13 protein-coding genes, 1 tRNA gene and 1 pseudogene are annotated in these 16,555 nt (G+C 38.9%); 1 reads left to right on the top strand and 14 read right to left on the bottom strand.

Going from position 1 to position 16,555, the window contains the following annotated elements:
• The 13 genes from M902_RS04390 to M902_RS04330 all read right to left on the bottom strand — a co-directional run.
• Positions 1–263 (bottom strand): GTP-binding protein (locus M902_RS04390; RefSeq protein WP_021266542.1); only part of this gene is annotated, 263 nt, incomplete at its 3' end.
• Between the two features lie 54 nt (positions 264–317).
• Positions 318–2,393 (bottom strand): elongation factor G, encoded by a 2,076-nt coding sequence (gene fusA, locus M902_RS04385; RefSeq protein ID WP_021266538.1) that lies wholly within the window; start codon positions 2,391–2,393, stop codon positions 318–320.
• Positions 2,394–2,554: 161 nt separating this feature from the next.
• Entirely contained in the window at positions 2,555–3,025 is a 471-nt protein-coding gene (rpsG, locus tag M902_RS04380) for a 30S ribosomal protein S7 (RefSeq protein ID WP_021266544.1), read from the bottom strand.
• Between the two features lie 91 nt (positions 3,026–3,116).
• Positions 3,117–3,491 (bottom strand): 30S ribosomal protein S12, encoded by a 375-nt coding sequence (gene rpsL / locus M902_RS04375; RefSeq protein WP_021266546.1) that lies wholly within the window; start codon positions 3,489–3,491, stop codon positions 3,117–3,119.
• A gap of 108 nt (positions 3,492–3,599) precedes the next feature.
• Positions 3,600–7,718, bottom strand: a complete 4,119-nt coding sequence (rpoC, locus tag M902_RS04370; RefSeq protein WP_021266541.1) for a DNA-directed RNA polymerase subunit beta' — start codon at positions 7,716–7,718, stop codon at positions 3,600–3,602.
• 46 nt (positions 7,719–7,764) lie between these two features.
• Positions 7,765–11,892, bottom strand: coding sequence for a DNA-directed RNA polymerase subunit beta (rpoB, locus tag M902_RS04365; protein WP_021266536.1), 4,128 nt, complete (start codon positions 11,890–11,892; stop codon positions 7,765–7,767).
• A 162-nt stretch (positions 11,893–12,054) separates the two neighbouring features.
• The gene (gene rplL / locus M902_RS04360; RefSeq protein ID WP_021266534.1) at positions 12,055–12,423 is read right to left on the bottom strand and encodes a 50S ribosomal protein L7/L12; all 369 of its coding nucleotides are present in this window, start codon (positions 12,421–12,423) and stop codon (positions 12,055–12,057) included.
• 50 nt (positions 12,424–12,473) lie between these two features.
• Positions 12,474–13,004: a 50S ribosomal protein L10 gene (gene rplJ, locus M902_RS04355; RefSeq protein WP_021266540.1), complete on the bottom strand. Its 531-nt coding sequence runs from the start codon at positions 13,002–13,004 to the stop codon at positions 12,474–12,476.
• 95 nt (positions 13,005–13,099) lie between these two features.
• Positions 13,100–13,807: a 50S ribosomal protein L1 gene (gene rplA, locus M902_RS04350; protein ID WP_021266545.1), complete on the bottom strand. Its 708-nt coding sequence runs from the start codon at positions 13,805–13,807 to the stop codon at positions 13,100–13,102.
• An 11-nt stretch (positions 13,808–13,818) separates the two neighbouring features.
• Positions 13,819–14,244 (bottom strand): 50S ribosomal protein L11, encoded by a 426-nt coding sequence (gene rplK / locus M902_RS04345; protein ID WP_021266533.1) that lies wholly within the window; start codon positions 14,242–14,244, stop codon positions 13,819–13,821.
• A 37-nt stretch (positions 14,245–14,281) separates the two neighbouring features.
• Positions 14,282–14,896: a transcription termination/antitermination protein NusG gene (gene nusG, locus M902_RS04340; RefSeq protein ID WP_021266543.1), complete on the bottom strand. Its 615-nt coding sequence runs from the start codon at positions 14,894–14,896 to the stop codon at positions 14,282–14,284.
• A gap of 33 nt (positions 14,897–14,929) precedes the next feature.
• Positions 14,930–15,316: a preprotein translocase subunit SecE gene (gene secE, locus M902_RS04335; protein ID WP_021266537.1), complete on the bottom strand. Its 387-nt coding sequence runs from the start codon at positions 15,314–15,316 to the stop codon at positions 14,930–14,932.
• Positions 15,317–15,445: 129 nt separating this feature from the next.
• Positions 15,446–15,522: transfer RNA gene (locus tag M902_RS04330), tRNA-Trp, on the bottom strand.
• Between the two features lie 154 nt (positions 15,523–15,676).
• On the opposite strand from M902_RS04330, the gene M902_RS04325 reads away from it, so the two are divergent.
• Positions 15,677–16,207, top strand: a complete 531-nt coding sequence (locus M902_RS04325; RefSeq protein ID WP_021266539.1) for a M35 family metallo-endopeptidase — start codon at positions 15,677–15,679, stop codon at positions 16,205–16,207.
• Between the two features lie 76 nt (positions 16,208–16,283).
• On the opposite strand, the pseudogene tuf reads toward M902_RS04325, so the two are convergent.
• Positions 16,284–16,555 (bottom strand): annotated as a pseudogene (gene tuf, locus M902_RS04320) (elongation factor Tu); the annotation flags it as partial.

Here is a 16,555-nt window from a genome sequence, read left to right as displayed (position 1 = left end):
TAGTCAGCGTGACCTGGACAGTCTACGTGCGCGTAGTGGCGAGTTTCTGTTTCATATTCAATGTGTGAAGTATTGATTGTAATACCTCTAGCTTTCTCTTCTGGTGCTGAATCGATTTCGTCGAATTTTCTTACGTCACCACCAAGTGCGTTAGCTAATGTGATTGAAATTGCCGCTGTAAGAGTTGTCTTACCGTGGTCAACGTGCCCGATCGTACCAATGTTTACGTGGGGCTTACTTCTGTCAAAAGATTCTTTTGCCATTTCTTACTCCTGTTTTATTACATAGTTTAGTAGTTTAAAAAAATCTAAAACGTTTTAGATGTATATTCCTCGTTTTTCAAGTATTTCTTTGGCCATATTCATTGGAATCTCTTCGTAACGGTCAAAATTCATCGTGAAACTTGCACGACCTTGTGATTTTGAACGTATATCCGTTGAGTATCCAAACATTTCCGATAGTGGAACTTCAGCATCGATAACTTCTTTATCTTGCTTAACACCCATTGAATGGATCTTTCCACGTTTCATATTAATGTCTGAAATAATATCACCTGTGTAGTCAGACGGAGTTACAATTTCAAGGCTCATTTTTGGCTCTAATAAAGATAAACCTGCTTTTCGGCATGCGGACCTAAAAGCATTAGAGGCAGCAATTGCATAAGCCACTTCAGATCCTTCTTCTTCATTAAGTTCTGCGGCCACTAGTCTAGCCTTAATATTAATAAATGGGTAACCGGCCAAAGCGCCTCCCATTGAAGTATCTTTAATACTTTTTTCTATAGCATCAATAAATTCTTGTGGTAAATCTCTTTTAGTTAATTTTGTCTCAAATAAAACGCCAGCTTGCGAGTCTGCTTGTTCAACTTCAATAACGGCATTACCAAACACCATCTTTCCAGCTTGTTCGCGGTGGAAAGTATCCGTCTCTTTAGCAGTACTAGTGATACTTTCACGGTATGATACTTGTGGATCACCCACACGAATACCAACTTTAAACTCACGCTCAAGACGATCACAAATAATTTCTAGGTGAAGCTCGCCCATTCCAAAGATTAAAAGTTGACCAGTTTCTTTATTATGTTGGTACGAGAATGATGGATCCTCAAGCTTAAGCTGATTTAATGAATTCATTAGCTTCTTTTCATCATTTGTTGTTTTTGGCTCAATCGCAACAGAAATAACAGATTCAGGAAAATCCATTAAATCAAAAATGATTGTACGGTTTTCAGCACATAGAGTTTCACCTGTAACTGTTTCTTTTAAACCAGAAATTGCAATAATATCTCCAGCCTTTGCTTCTTGTAATTCTGTTCTCTTATCTGCGTGCATTTGTAGAATCTTATTTATTCTTTCACGCTTACCTTTGTGAGGATTATAAACCTGAGCTCCAGACTTAATTGTACCAGAATAAATTCTAAAAAATGTTAATGAACCCACGAACGGATCAGTAGCAATCTTGAAAGCAATTCCAGAAAATGCATCCTCAGTATCAGGCTTTCTAACTTCTTCTTTATCGTGATTTTTACCATTAACACCTTTAACTTCACCACGATCAATAGGTGAAGGAAGGTAGTCACAAACTGCATCGAGCAATGGTTGTACACCTTTATTTTTAAATGCTGATCCACAAAGAACAGCTACAAACTCATGATTAATAACTGCATCTCTAATAGCGGTGATGAGTCTTTCATTAGTAATCTCTTCACCAGACAGGTAGTCCTCAGCTAATTGGTCATCATAATCAGCCAGAGTCTCAATTAACTCTTCTCTTGCCATTTGAGCTTCGTCTTGAAGATCTTCCGGAATATCTTCAACAACTACTGTTGAACCAAGGTCCTCATCTTTGAAAAGAAGAGCCTTCATTCTAACGACATCAACCATGCCTTTAAATACATCTTCAGCTCCAATTGGAAGCTGAATCGCCGCTGCTGTCTTACCTAACTTCTCTCTTATTTCATCGAGGCACATTTGAAAATCGGCCCCAACTCTATCCATTTTATTAACAAATGCAATCCTTGGCACTTTGTACTTATCTGCCTGTCCCCACACAGTCTCAGATTGAGGCTCTACACCGGCCACAGCATCGAATACACCAACAGCTCCATCTAAAACCCTTAACGCCCTCTCAACCTCAATAGTGAAGTCAACGTGGCCTGGAGTATCAATGATATTAATATTCGCTTTATTCCAAGTGCAAGTTGTCGCAGCTGAAGTAATTGTAATCCCACGCTCTTGCTCTTGAACCATCCAGTCCATAGTTGCAGCACCATCGTGAACCTCACCAATCTTGTGGCTTTTTCCCGTGTAGTAGAGAATACGTTCAGTTGTCGTCGTTTTACCCGCATCAATATGCGCCATAATTCCGATATTACGAATATTTTCTAAACTCATACAAAGTCCTTAAAAATTAAATTTTGCAGACATATAATTAACATAAATATGGAATTTTAGATAGAAATAAAACCTTAATGACTAAAAGGTCTTATAAAAAGAAAGGCTCCCGTAGGGAGCCTTTTATTAGTATATTATGGACTTTATTGCTTATTTTCGAACTACCACTTAAGGTGTGCAAAAGCTTTGTTAGCTTCGGCCATTTTGTAAGTGTCTTCACGCTTCTTAACAGCGCCACCTCTACCTTGAGAAGCATCGATGATCTCATCAGATAGTTTCTCAACCATAGTTCTTCCACCACGATTTCTAGCATAGTCTCTCAACCATCTTAGAGCTAGTGATTGTCTTCTGTTATTTCTAACTTCAACTGGAATTTGGTAAGTTGCACCACCAATACGACGAGACTTAACCTCAACCGCTGGCTTAATGTTAGAAAGGGCCTTTTTAAATACCTTTAATGGCTCTTCACCAGTCTTTGATTCAACTCTTTGAAGTGCACCATAAAAGATTTTTTCAGCAACAGATTTCTTTCCGTCTTTCATAAGTGCGTTTACACACTTAGCAACTACAACGTCTTGAAAGATCGGATCTGGAAGTACTTCTCTCGTCTGTGCTCTATGTTTTCTACTCATATTTTTTCTCCTTCACCGGAAACAGCTAAAACTGATCGATTACTCACCTCATGCCATGACGCAATCGGTGTCACAATTAGTTAACTAAAAATTATTTCTTTGGTCTCTTACAACCGTACTTAGATCTTCTCTGTCCTCTTTTATCAACACCTTGGCAATCTAGTGTACCTCTAATAGTGTGATAACGAACCCCTGGAAGGTCTTTTACTCTACCACCACGAATCATAACGATCGAGTGTTCTTGTAGATTGTGTCCTTCACCACCAATGTATGAAGTAACTTCAAATCCACTTGTTAGTTTTACTCTACAAACCTTTCTCATCGCTGAGTTTGGTTTCTTAGGAGTAGTTGTATATACTCTTGTACATACACCGCGTCTTTGAGGACACGCTTTTAAGGCAGGTGACTTAGTTTTTTCAACTTTATCAGTTCTACCTTTTCTAATTAATTGGTTAATCGTAGGCATTTCCGCTCCTTAACTACAACAATATTTCCACAATAAAAATAGGCTTTTCAGCCCATAATAAACTATAGAGGGATGGTGTAACACACCACCCCTCAATTAAGCAAGTTTTTATAGCATAAGTGTAGAAGTTTCTTCTAGAGAATCATCTTCTTCAACAAATGCTTCGTAATCACGATACTTAGAGATACCTGATCCAGCAGGAATCAGACGACCCATAAGTACGTTTTCCTTAAGACCACGTAATAAATCTTTTTTACCTTCAAGCGATGCCTGAGTTAAGATTTTAGTTGTCTCTTGGAAAGATGCAGCTGATAAGAATGAATCAGTCGATAGAGCAGCCTTAGTAATACCAAGTAAAACTGGTCTTGCTTGAGCTGGCTCATATCCATCAGCAACTAGCTGCTCATTAGTTGTAAGTAGTTCTGCTTTAGTTACAGAGTCACCAACAACAAATGTCGAGTCACCTGGATCAGTTACTTCAACCTTCTTCAGCATTTGAGATACAATTACCTCAATGTGCTTATCATCGATATCTACACCTTGTAGACGGTATACAGCTTGAATCTCATCAACGATGTAACCTGCAAGTTCTTTAATACCAAGTACTCTTAGGATATCGTGTGGGTTAGCTGGCCCATCCATAATAGCTTCACCTGAACGGATATAGTCACCTTCGTTTACAGTTACATAACGTCCCTTAGGAATTGTGTAAACGACTGGATCAGATCCATCTTCAGGTCTAATTAGAATTCTTCTAGAACCTCTAACTTCAGCACCAAATTCGATTGTACCAGTTACATCAGCAATCTGAGATGCTTGAGCTGGTTTTCTTGCTTCGAAAAGCTCAGCAACTCTTGGAAGACCCCCTGTAATATCTTTTGTTTTCGTAGTTTCACGAGAAACTTTAGATAGTACGCTACCAACTTCAACTTCATCACCTTCAGTAACAGTTAGTGTCGCACCAACTTGAAGTCTGTATGAAGCTTGACGGTTTGTTCCAGGAACAATAATAGGGTTTCCATCAGCATCAAGAATTGTCATTCTTGGTTGAAGTGAAGGATCTTTAGTTTCAGTTACAGTTCTTTGAGTAAGACCTGTTACCGAGTCAGTTTGCTCAGCAAGAGTTGCACCAACTACAAGGTCTTCAAATTTAACTGTACCAGCAACTTCAGTAAGAAGTGGAATCGCAAACGGGTCCCACTCAATCAGAGTGTCCCCTACGTTTACTTCGCTACCTTCAGTAAAGTGAAGTTTTGATCCGTAGATTGCTGGATATTTTTCTTTTTCAACACCACGAGCATCTTTAATGATAAGCTCACCAGTCTTATTCATAACAAGAAGACCAGTTGGAGTTTCAACAGTTACAACATTGTTATAGACAACCTTACCAGAAGTACGAACTGTTGTTTTATTTACTTGTGCACCAGCTGTTGCTGTACCACCAACGTGGAATGTACGCATTGTAAGCTGTGTACCAGGCTCACCAATTGACTGAGCAGCGATAACACCAACTGCTTCACCAACAGAAACCATTGTACCTCTTGCAAGGTCACGTCCGAAACAGGCCGCACAGAAACCATGTCTTTCGTTACAAGTAAGAACAGATCTAACTTTGATTTGGTCAACTTCTTTCTCTTCTAGTAACACTAGGTCTTTTTCAGTTAGTAGGTGACCTGTTGGAAGAACTTCATTACCTTCTGCAGAGATAACTGGAGCTGCTGTTACACGCCCCATTGCTCTAGAAGCAACGTGCTCAACAACCTCACCTGACTCAATACGAGAAGTTAGTGTAATTCCATCAGTTGTTCCACAATCTTCATTTCTGATAATACCATCTTGAGCAACGTCTACCAGACGTCTTGTAAGGTAACCAGAGTTAGCTGTCTTAAGGGCAGTATCGGCTAGACCTTTACGTGCACCGTGTGTAGACGTGAAGTATTGTAGTGCCGATAGACCTTCACGGAAGTTTGAAGTAATTGGCGTTTCAATAATTTCACCAGATGGCTTGGCCATTAGACCCCTCATGGCAGCAAGCTGTCTCATCTGCTGAGCAGAACCCCTTGCACCTGAGTTTGCCATCATATAAAGAGCGTTGAATGAAGGAGCGTAAATTGGCTCTTCACCATCTTTATCTGAAGTAAATTCATCAGTTGAAATCTTCTCAAGCATAACCTTAACAAGTTTTTCAGTTGTTTGAGACCAAACATCAACAACCTTGTTATATCTCTCACCATTAGTGATCGAACCTTCGTTATACTCTTCAGTAATCCCATGAACTTCATCATGAGCTTCTTTAAGGATTCCTTCTTTTTCTGAAGGGATTTCCATATCAACAACGTTAATAGAAATACCAGCTTTTGTAGCATTACTATAACCAAGTTGCATAAGACCATCAGCAAGAAGAACAGTATCCTTTTCAGATCCTCTTCTATAAGCAAGGTCAAGAAGCTTAACTAGTTCTTTCTTACCAAGAATGATGTTTACGTCTTCGAAATTTAAACAAGTTGGAACGATATCAAATACAAATGTACGTCCAACAGTTGTTTCGTAAACTTCTCCACCAATACGTACTTTAATTGGTGCTTGTAGGTGTAGGTTACCTGAGTGGTAAGCAAACTGAGCTTCTTCCTTAGAAGAAAAAGTTTTCCCGTATCCACGAGCATATGGTCTAACACGAGTCATGTAGTAAAGACCAAGTACGATATCCTGAGATGGAGTAATAATTGGTGAACCATCTTTTGGAGAAAGAATATTATTTGTCGACATTGCAAGAACACGACACTCAATTTGAGCTTCTAGTGATAGAGGAACGTGAACGGCCATCTGGTCACCGTCGAAGTCGGCGTTGAATGCAGTACAAACTAGAGGGTGAAGACGGATTGCCTTACCTTCGATAAGTACAGGTTCGAAACCTTGGATACCAAGTCTGTGAAGAGTTGGTGCACGGTTAAGAAGTACTGGGTGTTCTTGTACAACTTCTTCTAGGATATTCCATACTTCTTCTTTTTGTTGCTCAACCATACGCTTAGCAACTTTAATAGTAGTACAGTGTCCTTTTTCAATTAACTTGTTGTAAATAAATGGCTTGAAAAGCTCAAGTGCCATTAGCTTTGGAAGACCACACTGGTGAAGTCTTAAGCTTGGACCAACAACGATTACAGAACGTCCCGAGTAGTCAACACGCTTACCAAGAAGGTTTTGACGGAAACGACCTTGCTTACCTTTAAGCATATCTGAAAGTGATCTAAGTGGACGCTTGTTAGCACCAGTAAATACCTTTCCACGACGACCATTATCGAATAGAGCATCTACTGCTTCTTGAAGCATTCTCTTTTCGTTTCTGATGATGATTTCAGGAGCATTAAGTTCTTTAAGTCTTCTTAGACGGTTGTTTCTGTTGATGACACGTCTGTATAGATCGTTAAGATCTGAAGTTGCAAAACGCCCAGCTTCTAGAGGAACTAGAGGTCTTAAGTCAGGTGGAAGAATAGGAATAACATCCATCATAAACCACTCTGGCTTGTTTTCAGACTTCATAAGAGATTCAACAACTCTTAGTCTCTTAACAAACTTAGTTCTTGCCATTTCAGTTGTTGCGTTAGCAAGACCACGTCTTAGGTTTTTATTTTCAAGATCAATATCAAGCTTTGAAAGAAGCTCTTGAACTATTTCTCCACCCATTCCAGCTTCGAAATCAATTCCTTGATCCTTTAGTTCCCAATATTGTTGCTCAGAAATTACGCGACCTACATCAAGACCACCTTCAACACCATCAGTTGCTGAAGCAGTTACGATATACGCTTCGTAATAAAGAACTTTTTCTAGTTCTTTAAGAGAAAGGTTAAGAAGAGCTGCCATTCTTGATGGAAGTGAACGAAGGAACCAAATATGAGCAACAGGAGTTGCTAATTCGATATGCCCACATCTTTCACGACGTACTTTAGAAAGTGTAACTTCAACACCACACTTCTCACATACAACACCTCTGTGCTTCATTCTCTTATACTTACCACAGATACATTCGTAATCTTTTACTGGTCCGAAAATCTTTGCACAGAATAAACCGTCTCTTTCTGGTTTATAAGTTCTATAGTTAATAGTTTCTGGTTTTTTTACTTCACCAAATGACCACTCCCTGATCGTATCAGGAGATGCAAGCTTGATAGATACACCTTCAACGCTTACTGGATCTTTTGGCTTATCAAAAAAGTTTAAAAGGTCTTTCATTTTTTTATGCCCTCTTAATATACGGCAGGACTAAGCCTGCCATAAATTAACGAATAGATTCTTCGATTCTGTCTTCTTCAAGTTTAACATCTAGACAAAGTGCTTGTAGCTCTCTGATTAGAACGTTGAACGACTCTGGAAGACCTGGTTCTAGTACTTGCTCACCCTTAACGATTGACTCATACATTCTCGTTCTACCGATAACGTCATCTGACTTAACAGTTAAGAACTCTTGAAGAGTATAAGCTGCACCGTATGCCTCAAGTGCCCAAACTTCCATTTCCCCAAGTCTCTGACCACCAAACTGAGCCTTACCACCAAGTGGTTGCTGAGTTACAAGTGAATAAGGACCTGTCGAACGTGCGTGAAGCTTTTCGTCTACAAGGTGGTGTAGTTTAAGCATGTACATAACACCAACAGTAACGTCCTCAGCGAAAGCATCACCCGTCTTTCCATCAAATAGTGTTGTTTTACCATTTGATTCAAGATCTGCTAGCTCAAGCATTTCTCTGATATCTGCTTCTGAAGCACCATCAAATACTTTAGTTGAGAAACGAACACCGCTAGTAAGTTTCTTAGCAAGGGCCATAACAACATCATCTGCCGCAGACTTTAACCAAGCTTCAACTTCTGGTGTCTTATAGATTTTGTAAATGAAATCCTTAATCTCATGAACTTTCATTTGCTCTTCAAGCATAACCTTGATTTTTTCACCAAGACCACGTCCGGCCCATCCAAGGTGAAGCTCAAGTAGCTGTCCGATGTTCATACGAGAAGGTACCCCTAGTGGGTTAAGTACGATTTCAACAGGTGTACCATCAACTAGGTAAGGCATATCTTCACGTGGAACTACGTTTGAGATAACCCCTTTGTTACCGTGACGACCGGCCATCTTATCACCTGGCTGAAGCTTACGCTTAATCGCTACGTATACAGTAATCTTTTTGATTACACCTGGAGGAAGTTCATCACCTCTATGAAGTTTTGCAATCTCATCAGTTGTCTTAGCTCTAACTCTATTGATCTTGTTTCTAACGTCTGCAAAGTACTCAGATAGTTTTTCTTCAAGTTCAGCTTGTAGAGGTAGATAACCAATTAGCTCAAATGGAATTGATGCTAGTACTTCTCCCGTAATCTCAGTTCCTTTAGAAAGTAGTTCTGCTGAACCATCTTCAGAAACAAGTACGTCAGTAACTTTTGCACCTTTAAGCATATCTGCAATCTTAAGAATTGCAGAAGTTTGGATTGCTTTAATTTCAATTCTTTCATCTCTTCTAAGAAGAGTTGTCTCTTGCTCGATAATGTCCTTAGATCTTGCACAAAGCTCAACACCTTCACGAGTGTAAACTCTTGCATCAATTACTGTACCGTAAACAGATGAAGGAACTCTTAGTGAAGTATCTTTTACATCACCGGCTTTATCACCGAAGATAGCTTTAAGAAGTTTTTCTTCTGGAGAAAGTTGAGTTTCACCCTTAGGTGTAATCTTACCAACTAGGATATCACCTGGCTTAATGATAGCACCAACTCTAACGATACCTGCTTCATCAAGGTCTTTAAGAGACTCTTCTGAAACGTTAGGAATATCGCGAGTGATTTCTTCTTTACCAAGTTTAGTATCACGAGCTTCAACTTCGAATGCTTCGATGTGAACTGAAGTAAATACGTCTTTTGCAAGAAGATCTTCAGAGATCAGGATCGAGTCTTCGTAGTTATAACCACCCCATGGCATGAATGCTACAAGTGGGTTTTGCCCAAGTGCTAAGTCACCATTGTCAGTACCTGGTCCGTCAGCAAGTACGTCACCTTTCTTAACAATGTCACCTTCAGTAACAAGAGCTTTTTGGTTATTACAAGTGTTCTGGTTAGTTCTTTGATATTTAACAAGCTTGTAAATATCAACACCAGATTCACCATCTTTAAAATTATCTCTTTGGATAACGATTCTGTTTGAATCAACAAAGATTACGCGTCCATTGTCATTAGCTACAAGTACCGCACCAGAGTCTCTAGCAACGATTCTTTCTGTACCTGTACCAACAATAGGAGCTTCAGTTTTAACAACAGGCACGGCCTGTCTCATCATGTTCGATCCCATCAGGGCACGGTTGGCATCATCGTGCTCAAGGAAAGGAATAAGAGATGTTGCAACTGAGATCATCTGAGTTGGAGAAACGTCCATTAGGTTAACTTCTGAAGCATCAACAAGTGTGAATTCACCAGAAGCACGAGCAGCTACCTGCTCACCTACAAGTTGTCCATCTTTGATATTATTTGCATCGATCTGAGCGATTACTTTACCTTCCTCTTGGAAAGCTGTGAAATACTCAACATCACCAATTTTTTGGTCTTCACCAATTGTTAGGTATGGAGTTTCAATGAAACCGTATTCAGAAACTTTTGCAAATGTTGCAAGAGATGTAATTAGACCAATGTTTGGTCCTTCAGGAGTCTCAACCGGACACATTCTTCCGTAGTGAGTAACGTGAACGTCACGAACTTCGAATGATGCTCTTTCTCTCGTAAGACCACCTGGCCCAAGAGCTGAAAGACGACGCTTGTGAGTAACTTCTGAAAGTGGGTTCGTTTGATCCATGAACTGTGAAAGTTGTGATGAACCAAAGAATTCCTTAACGGCAGCAGCAACTGGCTTTTGGTTTACAAGATCGTATGGCATCATTGTATCAATTTCTTGAATTGCCATTCTTTCTTTAACCGCTCTTTCCATACGTACTAGACCAACTCTAAATTGGTTTTCAAGTAGTTCACCTACAGGTCTAACACGTCTGTTACCTAAGTGGTCAATATCATCAACTCGACCTTTACCGTTGTTAAGTTCAACAAGGTACTGGATAGTTGTATTGATATCTTCTTTAGTAAGTACAGTGTTCTCAACTGGAACATCTGTCTTAAACTTATAATTGATTTTCATACGACCAACACGAGATAGGTCATATCTTTCTTCGTCGAAGAAAAGTCCTTGGAAAAGAACTTCAGCAGCTTCAACTGCAGGTGGCTCACCTGGTCTTAATCTTTCGAAGATTTTAAGAAGCGCATCTTCTTTTGTGTCAGTCTTATCTAGTAGAAGAGTGTTTCTAATCTGATCACCAAAGTTAATCATGTCAATATAAAGACATTCAACTTCAGTTACACCAGCAGCAACAAGCTCTTGAATCTTTGCTTCAGAAAGTGCTTCATTAGCTAAACAGATTACTTCACCAGTTGACTCATTAAAAATATCTTTAGCAGCAACTTTACCAACAACTTCTTCAAGTTGAGCTGGAATTTCAGTTACACCTGCTTCAGTTAATCTTTTAATTGAAGCTTTAGAGAATTTCTTCCCTTTTCTAACGATAGCCTTACCAGTCTTTGGATCAAGTACGTCATTAGTAGCACGAGTTCCAGTCATTAAAGATAGGTCTAGAGATCTTACGAACTCACCATCTTTAGCAAACTTGATTGTTTCCATGTGGTAGAACATATCAAGAATTTCTTCTGTACTGTAACCTAGAGCCTTAAGAACAACAGTTGCGTGTAGCTTTCTCTTTCTATCAATTCTAGCAAATAGAATGTTCTTGTGATCGAATTCGAAATCTAGCCAAGAACCTCTGTGAGGAATAATTCTTGCAGAATAAAGAAGCTTACCGCTTGAGTGCTTCTTTCCACCATCGTGTTCGAATACGATACCAGGAGATCTGTGAAGCTGAGAAACAATAACTCTCTCAGTTCCGTTATATACAAAAGAACCAGTCTCTGCCATCAGAGGAATGTTTCCTAAGTAAACTTCCTGTTCTTTGATTGAAGAAACAGTTCTTTGTTCATTACCATCTTTGTCGACAGCTACATCATAGAATACTAGACGAACAACGACCTTAAGTGGCGCTTCATACGATAGGCCTCTTTGACGACACTCTTTTACAGTGTACTTAGGTTGTTCTAGTGAGTAGCTTACAAACTCTAACGATACAGTTTTGTTAAAGTCGTGGATTGGAAATACAGAATTGAAAACAGCCTGTAATCCCATTTCTTCTCTTTGAGAAGGAGGTACGTCCTTTTGAAGGAAATCATCATAGGACTTCTTTTGTAGAAGCATGAGTGGAGGTGTCTCTAACACAGATGGTGTTGAGGCAAAGTTCTTACGAAACCACTCGTTTGGTCTAAAAACCTCAGTCATTATGGTTCTCCCGGGTTTTAATTGTTTTAACGTGCACGTATATTTTTTAGTTACTTAATAACTTTTTTTTTCGGTTTTTACAAACGCAAAAAAGGTGTGAAGATCGCTAAATCTCCACACCTGTATTTTTTAATTTTTTATGCGATGAGCAAGAGGCTTAAATTACTTAAGCTCAACCTTTGCACCAGCAGCTTCAAGTTTTTTCTTGATTTCTTCTGCTTCGTCTTTAGAAACTGCTTCTTTAACAGTCTTTGGAGCACCTTCAACCATTTCTTTTGCTTCCTTAAGACCTAGACCAGTGATTCCTCTAACTTCTTTAATAACGTTGATTTTCTTAGCACCTGCTTCAGCAAGAACAACGTCAAATTCAGTTTTTTCTTCAGCAGCACCACCAGCAGCAGCTCCACCAGCAACAGCTACAGGAGCAGCTGATACACCAAATTTTTCTTCAAGTTCTTTAACTAGCTCAGCTACTTCAAGAACAGTCATGTTTGAGATTTTTTCAATTAATTGATCATTTGTAATAGACATATATAACTCCTAAAAATTTAAAATAACTTTAACTCTAACTTTGTTAATTACTACTCTGCAGATTCTTCAGCTGCAACTGGCGCAGCTTCAACGCCTGCTTCCTTCTGCTCTTTAATTGCATTAAGAACTCTAGCAAATGCTGAGATCGGTGCATTAAATGTCGCAAGAAGAGTACCAAGCATCTCATCACGAGATGGTAGGTCTGCAATTGCTTTTACTTCTGCTGCTGTAAGTGCTTTACCATCAAGTAAACCACCTCTAAGTTCTACTAGTTCAAACGTTTTTCCACATTCTTTTAGTGCCTTAGCAACGGCTGGTGCTTCGTCAAATGCGAAAGCAACAGCTTGCGTACCTTTAAGACCAGAAAGTAATTCTTCTGCATCTGTTCCGGCCGCTGCCTTAGAAAAAAGTGTGTTACGAGTAACAACTAGTGCTCCACCCGCTTCGCGGACAGATTTTCTTAGAGCTGTGGCGTCATTAGATGGTAGTCCAATAACGTTTGTTAGAAAGATAGCGTTGGCATCAGTGATCTTCTTTTTAAGACCATCGATGATAACGTCTTTCTCTGCTCTAGTTAACATCGTTTACCTCCTAAACTATTGGAGGGAGATTTCATGCAGGCTTTATGTAGCTTCAAACTTGTTCAGCAGCTACACCGACAATCATCAACCCCTTATTATTTTGCTGCGATAGATGCAGCTTCTAAAGTATCAATTTTAAGTCCTGGCCCCATAGTCGTACTTAAAGTAAGTGACTTAAGGTATGTACCTTTTGCAGAAACAGGCTTAGCTTTAATGATTGCTGTAACCATTGTGTCGATATTCTTTCTTAAATCTTCATTTGAGAAAGATGACTTACCAACTGGAACGTGGATGATACCATTCTTTTCAGTTCTGTATTCAACTTTACCAGCTTTTTGCTCTTTAACTGCATTTTCAACATTAGGAGTAACTGTTCCTAATTTTGGGTTAGGCATTAGACCTCTAGGTCCTAGGATTCTTGCAACACGACCAAGTTTACCCATCATGTCTGGAGATGCGATAACTCTATCAAAGTCAAGCCATCCACCTGCGATTTTAGCAACGATATCGTCACCACCAACGTAATCTGCACCAGCTGCTTCAGCCTTAGCTACGTTGTCACCAGATGTAATAACACAAACTTTTACTGACTTACCTGTACCAGCTGGAAGTGCAAGTGCACCTCTGATCATTTGGTCAGCGTGTCTTGGATCTACACCAAGTCTGAACGCAAGATCTACAGTTTCATCAAATGATGCGAATTTTACTTCTTTAGCAAGGTTAATCGCTTCATCAATTGTGTAATTCTTAGTTGTATCTACTTTTGCAAGTGCTTCTGTATATTTTTTTGATTTCTTAGCCATTGTAACACCTCTTAGTAATCTAGTTTGATACCAGCTGAACGACATGAACCTTCGATGATTCTTTCTGCTGCTTCTTGAGTAGCTGCTGTTAAGTCTGGTCTTTTCGCTTCAACAATTTCTTCAATGATTTTCTTAGATACTGTTGTTACAACTTCTGTTCCTGGCTTCTGTGCCCCTCTCTTAAGCTTAAGCTTATCTTTAAGTAGGTATGAAGCTGGAGGTGTCTTAGTTACAAATGTAAAAGAACGGTCAGAGTATACTGTAATGATTGTTGGAAGCATTACACCTGCGTCTTTTTGTGTCTTTGCATTAAAAGCTTTACAGAATTCCATGATGTTTACACCTTTTTGACCTAGTGCCGGCCCAACTGGTGGTGATGGGTTTGCTTTCCCACCTGGAATTTGTAGCTTAATGAAACCTGTGATTTTCTTAGCCATAAATTTCTCCTGCGAACTTTAGTTCTACCAACGGTTATTAATTTTTTTCAACCTGAGAAGCATCTAATTCTACTGGTGTTGGTCGACCAAATATAGAAACGTTTACTTTCAGTTTTCCATTTTCATTTACAGATTCAATTGTACCGATAAATGAAGCGAAAGGTCCTTCGATAACCTTAACTTCTTCACCTTCAGAGAAGTCCACAGTTGTACGTGTCTTCTTGAAACCACCAGTTGATTGACCTGTCATATATGCTGCCTCTTCATCTGATAAAGGGGCCGGTTTGTCAACAGTTCCGCCAACAAATCCTGTAATTTTGTCAGTGTCTTTTACTAAGTGCCAAGTATTCTCATTCATAAGCATATGAATTAAGACGTAACCTGGGAAAAGCTTCTTAGTAATAGTTCTTTTTCTTCCACCTGCGTGAGAAGTTACTTTTTCTTCTGGTACTACGATCTCACCAAAAGAGTCAGTTAGCTTATAGTTAACAATTCTTTCACGAAGAGTTTTTTGAACTTTGTTCTCTTGACCAGTAAGAGTCTTTGCAATGTACCAACGAAAGTTAGGATTAACAGTAGCTTCACCCTCTGATGATTCTGCGGCCATTTCTTCATTAGTTAGTTCTTTTTCTGTTTCGTTATTATCAACCATTTTTATCTCACTTAAATTAATTAAAGGTATAAATTAAAGAATAATGCTTAGTAGTTGTCTGAATGAATAGTCTACTAAAACGAAAATTCCACTAACAATGCTTAGTGCGATCACTAAACCAATTGTCGTTTTTAAAACGTCATCTTTGTTAGGCCATACAACTTTTACAAGTTCAGCATAAACATCCTCTAGTAAAGTTGATGCATTTTTGTTCTTAGCAATTACCAAGAAAACAATAAGACCAACCACAATTCCAGCAACTTGTACTGTGATTGGGAAGTTTGGAACTTTTGCTTCAAGATCAAACCACTCACTTAATTGTTCGAGGAATCTAATAGTAATAAAACCACAAATTGCACTTACGGCAGCAACAAAAGCGTTAATCCATTTCTTGCTGTCTTCACTCTTAATGAGGGACATCTCAAATCCTTTTTTTACCTAAATTAAACGTATAAGTAACAGATTATATCCCTTAATTAACATGGTTTGGCAAGAGCTAACGCAAAAATAGGACAAATTTGCAGTCAAAATAAATAATATTTGGGAAAGTGGCGGGCGCATAAGGATTCGAACCTTAAACCTACTGATTTGGAATCAGCCGCTCTACCAATTGGAGCTATACACCCTTAGTGATTATGGATTGATAAGTTACCCAAAAAGGCCTTCCCCGTCAATCTCTTATTACTATAAATATTTCCATAATATTGAACAGAGTTCAAACAAAAGGTAGTGTAACGAATCGCAAAAGCGACATTTAATTTTATTGGAGAGAATAACAACATGAAGTATTTAGTACTATTAATGCTTACACTTAATGCCAATGCAGCAATTTTCGTTTCTAATACGTGCTCTGAAGATCAAAAAGAAATGCTTATCAAAGACACGCAAAAATCACGTGCGGACATGAAAAGCATCATTAAAGACCTTAGACAGTATAAAAAACAAAACCCATACATGAACAACAATATTGAAAAGAAAATCAATAAGGCCATCGTAGTTATGAAGTGTTCTCTTGCAAGAACATATTGGACTAAACATAAATGTGTTGAACCATACGGTGGAGCGATCGCTTACACATACGCTGTTATTGGAAAAACTGTCTACATTACACCAAGCTATTGGGATTACGATATTGAAGGTCGTCAAGGGATCGTCCTACACGAATTAACTCATAAATGTGGGACTGGTGACGCAGATTATTTCTGGACACATAAACCTAAAGACACTAACGGTACACCTTGGTCAGATATTGCTGATACATACCGCTACTGGCAACAAAATGGGACATGTATTCCAGAGCTCGATTGTTAAAAAAATTATTTAAAATTTAGGCATAAAAAAAGGGGAGCATGTGCTCCCCTTCCTTATATCTTGAATATTTAAAATATTAGTCAAGAATTTCAGATACTGTACCAGCACCGATTGTTCTACCACCCTCACGGATTGCGAACTTAAGACCTTTTTCCATCGCGATTGGAGTAATTAGCTCTACTGCGAAAGAAGTGTTGTCACCTGGCATTACCATTTCAACACCGTCTGCAAGTGTAATATCACCTGTTACGTCTGTTGTTCTGAAGTAGAACTGTGGTCTATAACCTTTGAAGATTGGAGTGTGACGTCCACCTTCGTCTTTTGAAAGGATATATACTTCACAGTTAA

The sequence above is a fragment of the Bacteriovorax sp. BAL6_X genome, assembly GCF_000443995.1.
Lineage (GTDB): Bacteria > Bdellovibrionota > Bacteriovoracia > Bacteriovoracales > Bacteriovoracaceae > Halobacteriovorax_A.
This window is presented reverse-complemented; position numbering and strand designations above follow the sequence as displayed.

Excerpts from the sequence above, each read along its gene's own strand:
- rpsG (WP_021266544.1), bottom strand. The coding sequence starts at position 3,025 with ATGAGTAGAAAACATAGAGCACAGACGAGAGAAGTACTTCCAGATCCG.
- fusA (WP_021266538.1), bottom strand. The coding sequence starts at position 2,393 with ATGAGTTTAGAAAATATTCGTAATATCGGAATTATGGCGCATATTGAT.
- rpoC (WP_021266541.1), bottom strand. The coding sequence starts at position 7,718 with ATGAAAGACCTTTTAAACTTTTTTGATAAGCCAAAAGATCCAGTAAGC.
- secE (WP_021266537.1), bottom strand. The coding sequence starts at position 15,316 with ATGTCCCTCATTAAGAGTGAAGACAGCAAGAAATGGATTAACGCTTTT.
- rplL (WP_021266534.1), bottom strand. The coding sequence starts at position 12,423 with ATGTCTATTACAAATGATCAATTAATTGAAAAAATCTCAAACATGACT.
- rplJ (WP_021266540.1), bottom strand. The coding sequence starts at position 13,004 with ATGTTAACTAGAGCAGAGAAAGACGTTATCATCGATGGTCTTAAAAAG.
- M902_RS04325 (WP_021266539.1), top strand. The coding sequence starts at position 15,677 with ATGAAGTATTTAGTACTATTAATGCTTACACTTAATGCCAATGCAGCA.
- rplK (WP_021266533.1), bottom strand. The coding sequence starts at position 14,244 with ATGGCTAAGAAAATCACAGGTTTCATTAAGCTACAAATTCCAGGTGGG.
- rplA (WP_021266545.1), bottom strand. The coding sequence starts at position 13,807 with ATGGCTAAGAAATCAAAAAAATATACAGAAGCACTTGCAAAAGTAGAT.
- rpsL (WP_021266546.1), bottom strand. The coding sequence starts at position 3,491 with ATGCCTACGATTAACCAATTAATTAGAAAAGGTAGAACTGATAAAGTT.
- nusG (WP_021266543.1), bottom strand. The coding sequence starts at position 14,896 with ATGGTTGATAATAACGAAACAGAAAAAGAACTAACTAATGAAGAAATG.
- rpoB (WP_021266536.1), bottom strand. The coding sequence starts at position 11,892 with ATGACTGAGGTTTTTAGACCAAACGAGTGGTTTCGTAAGAACTTTGCC.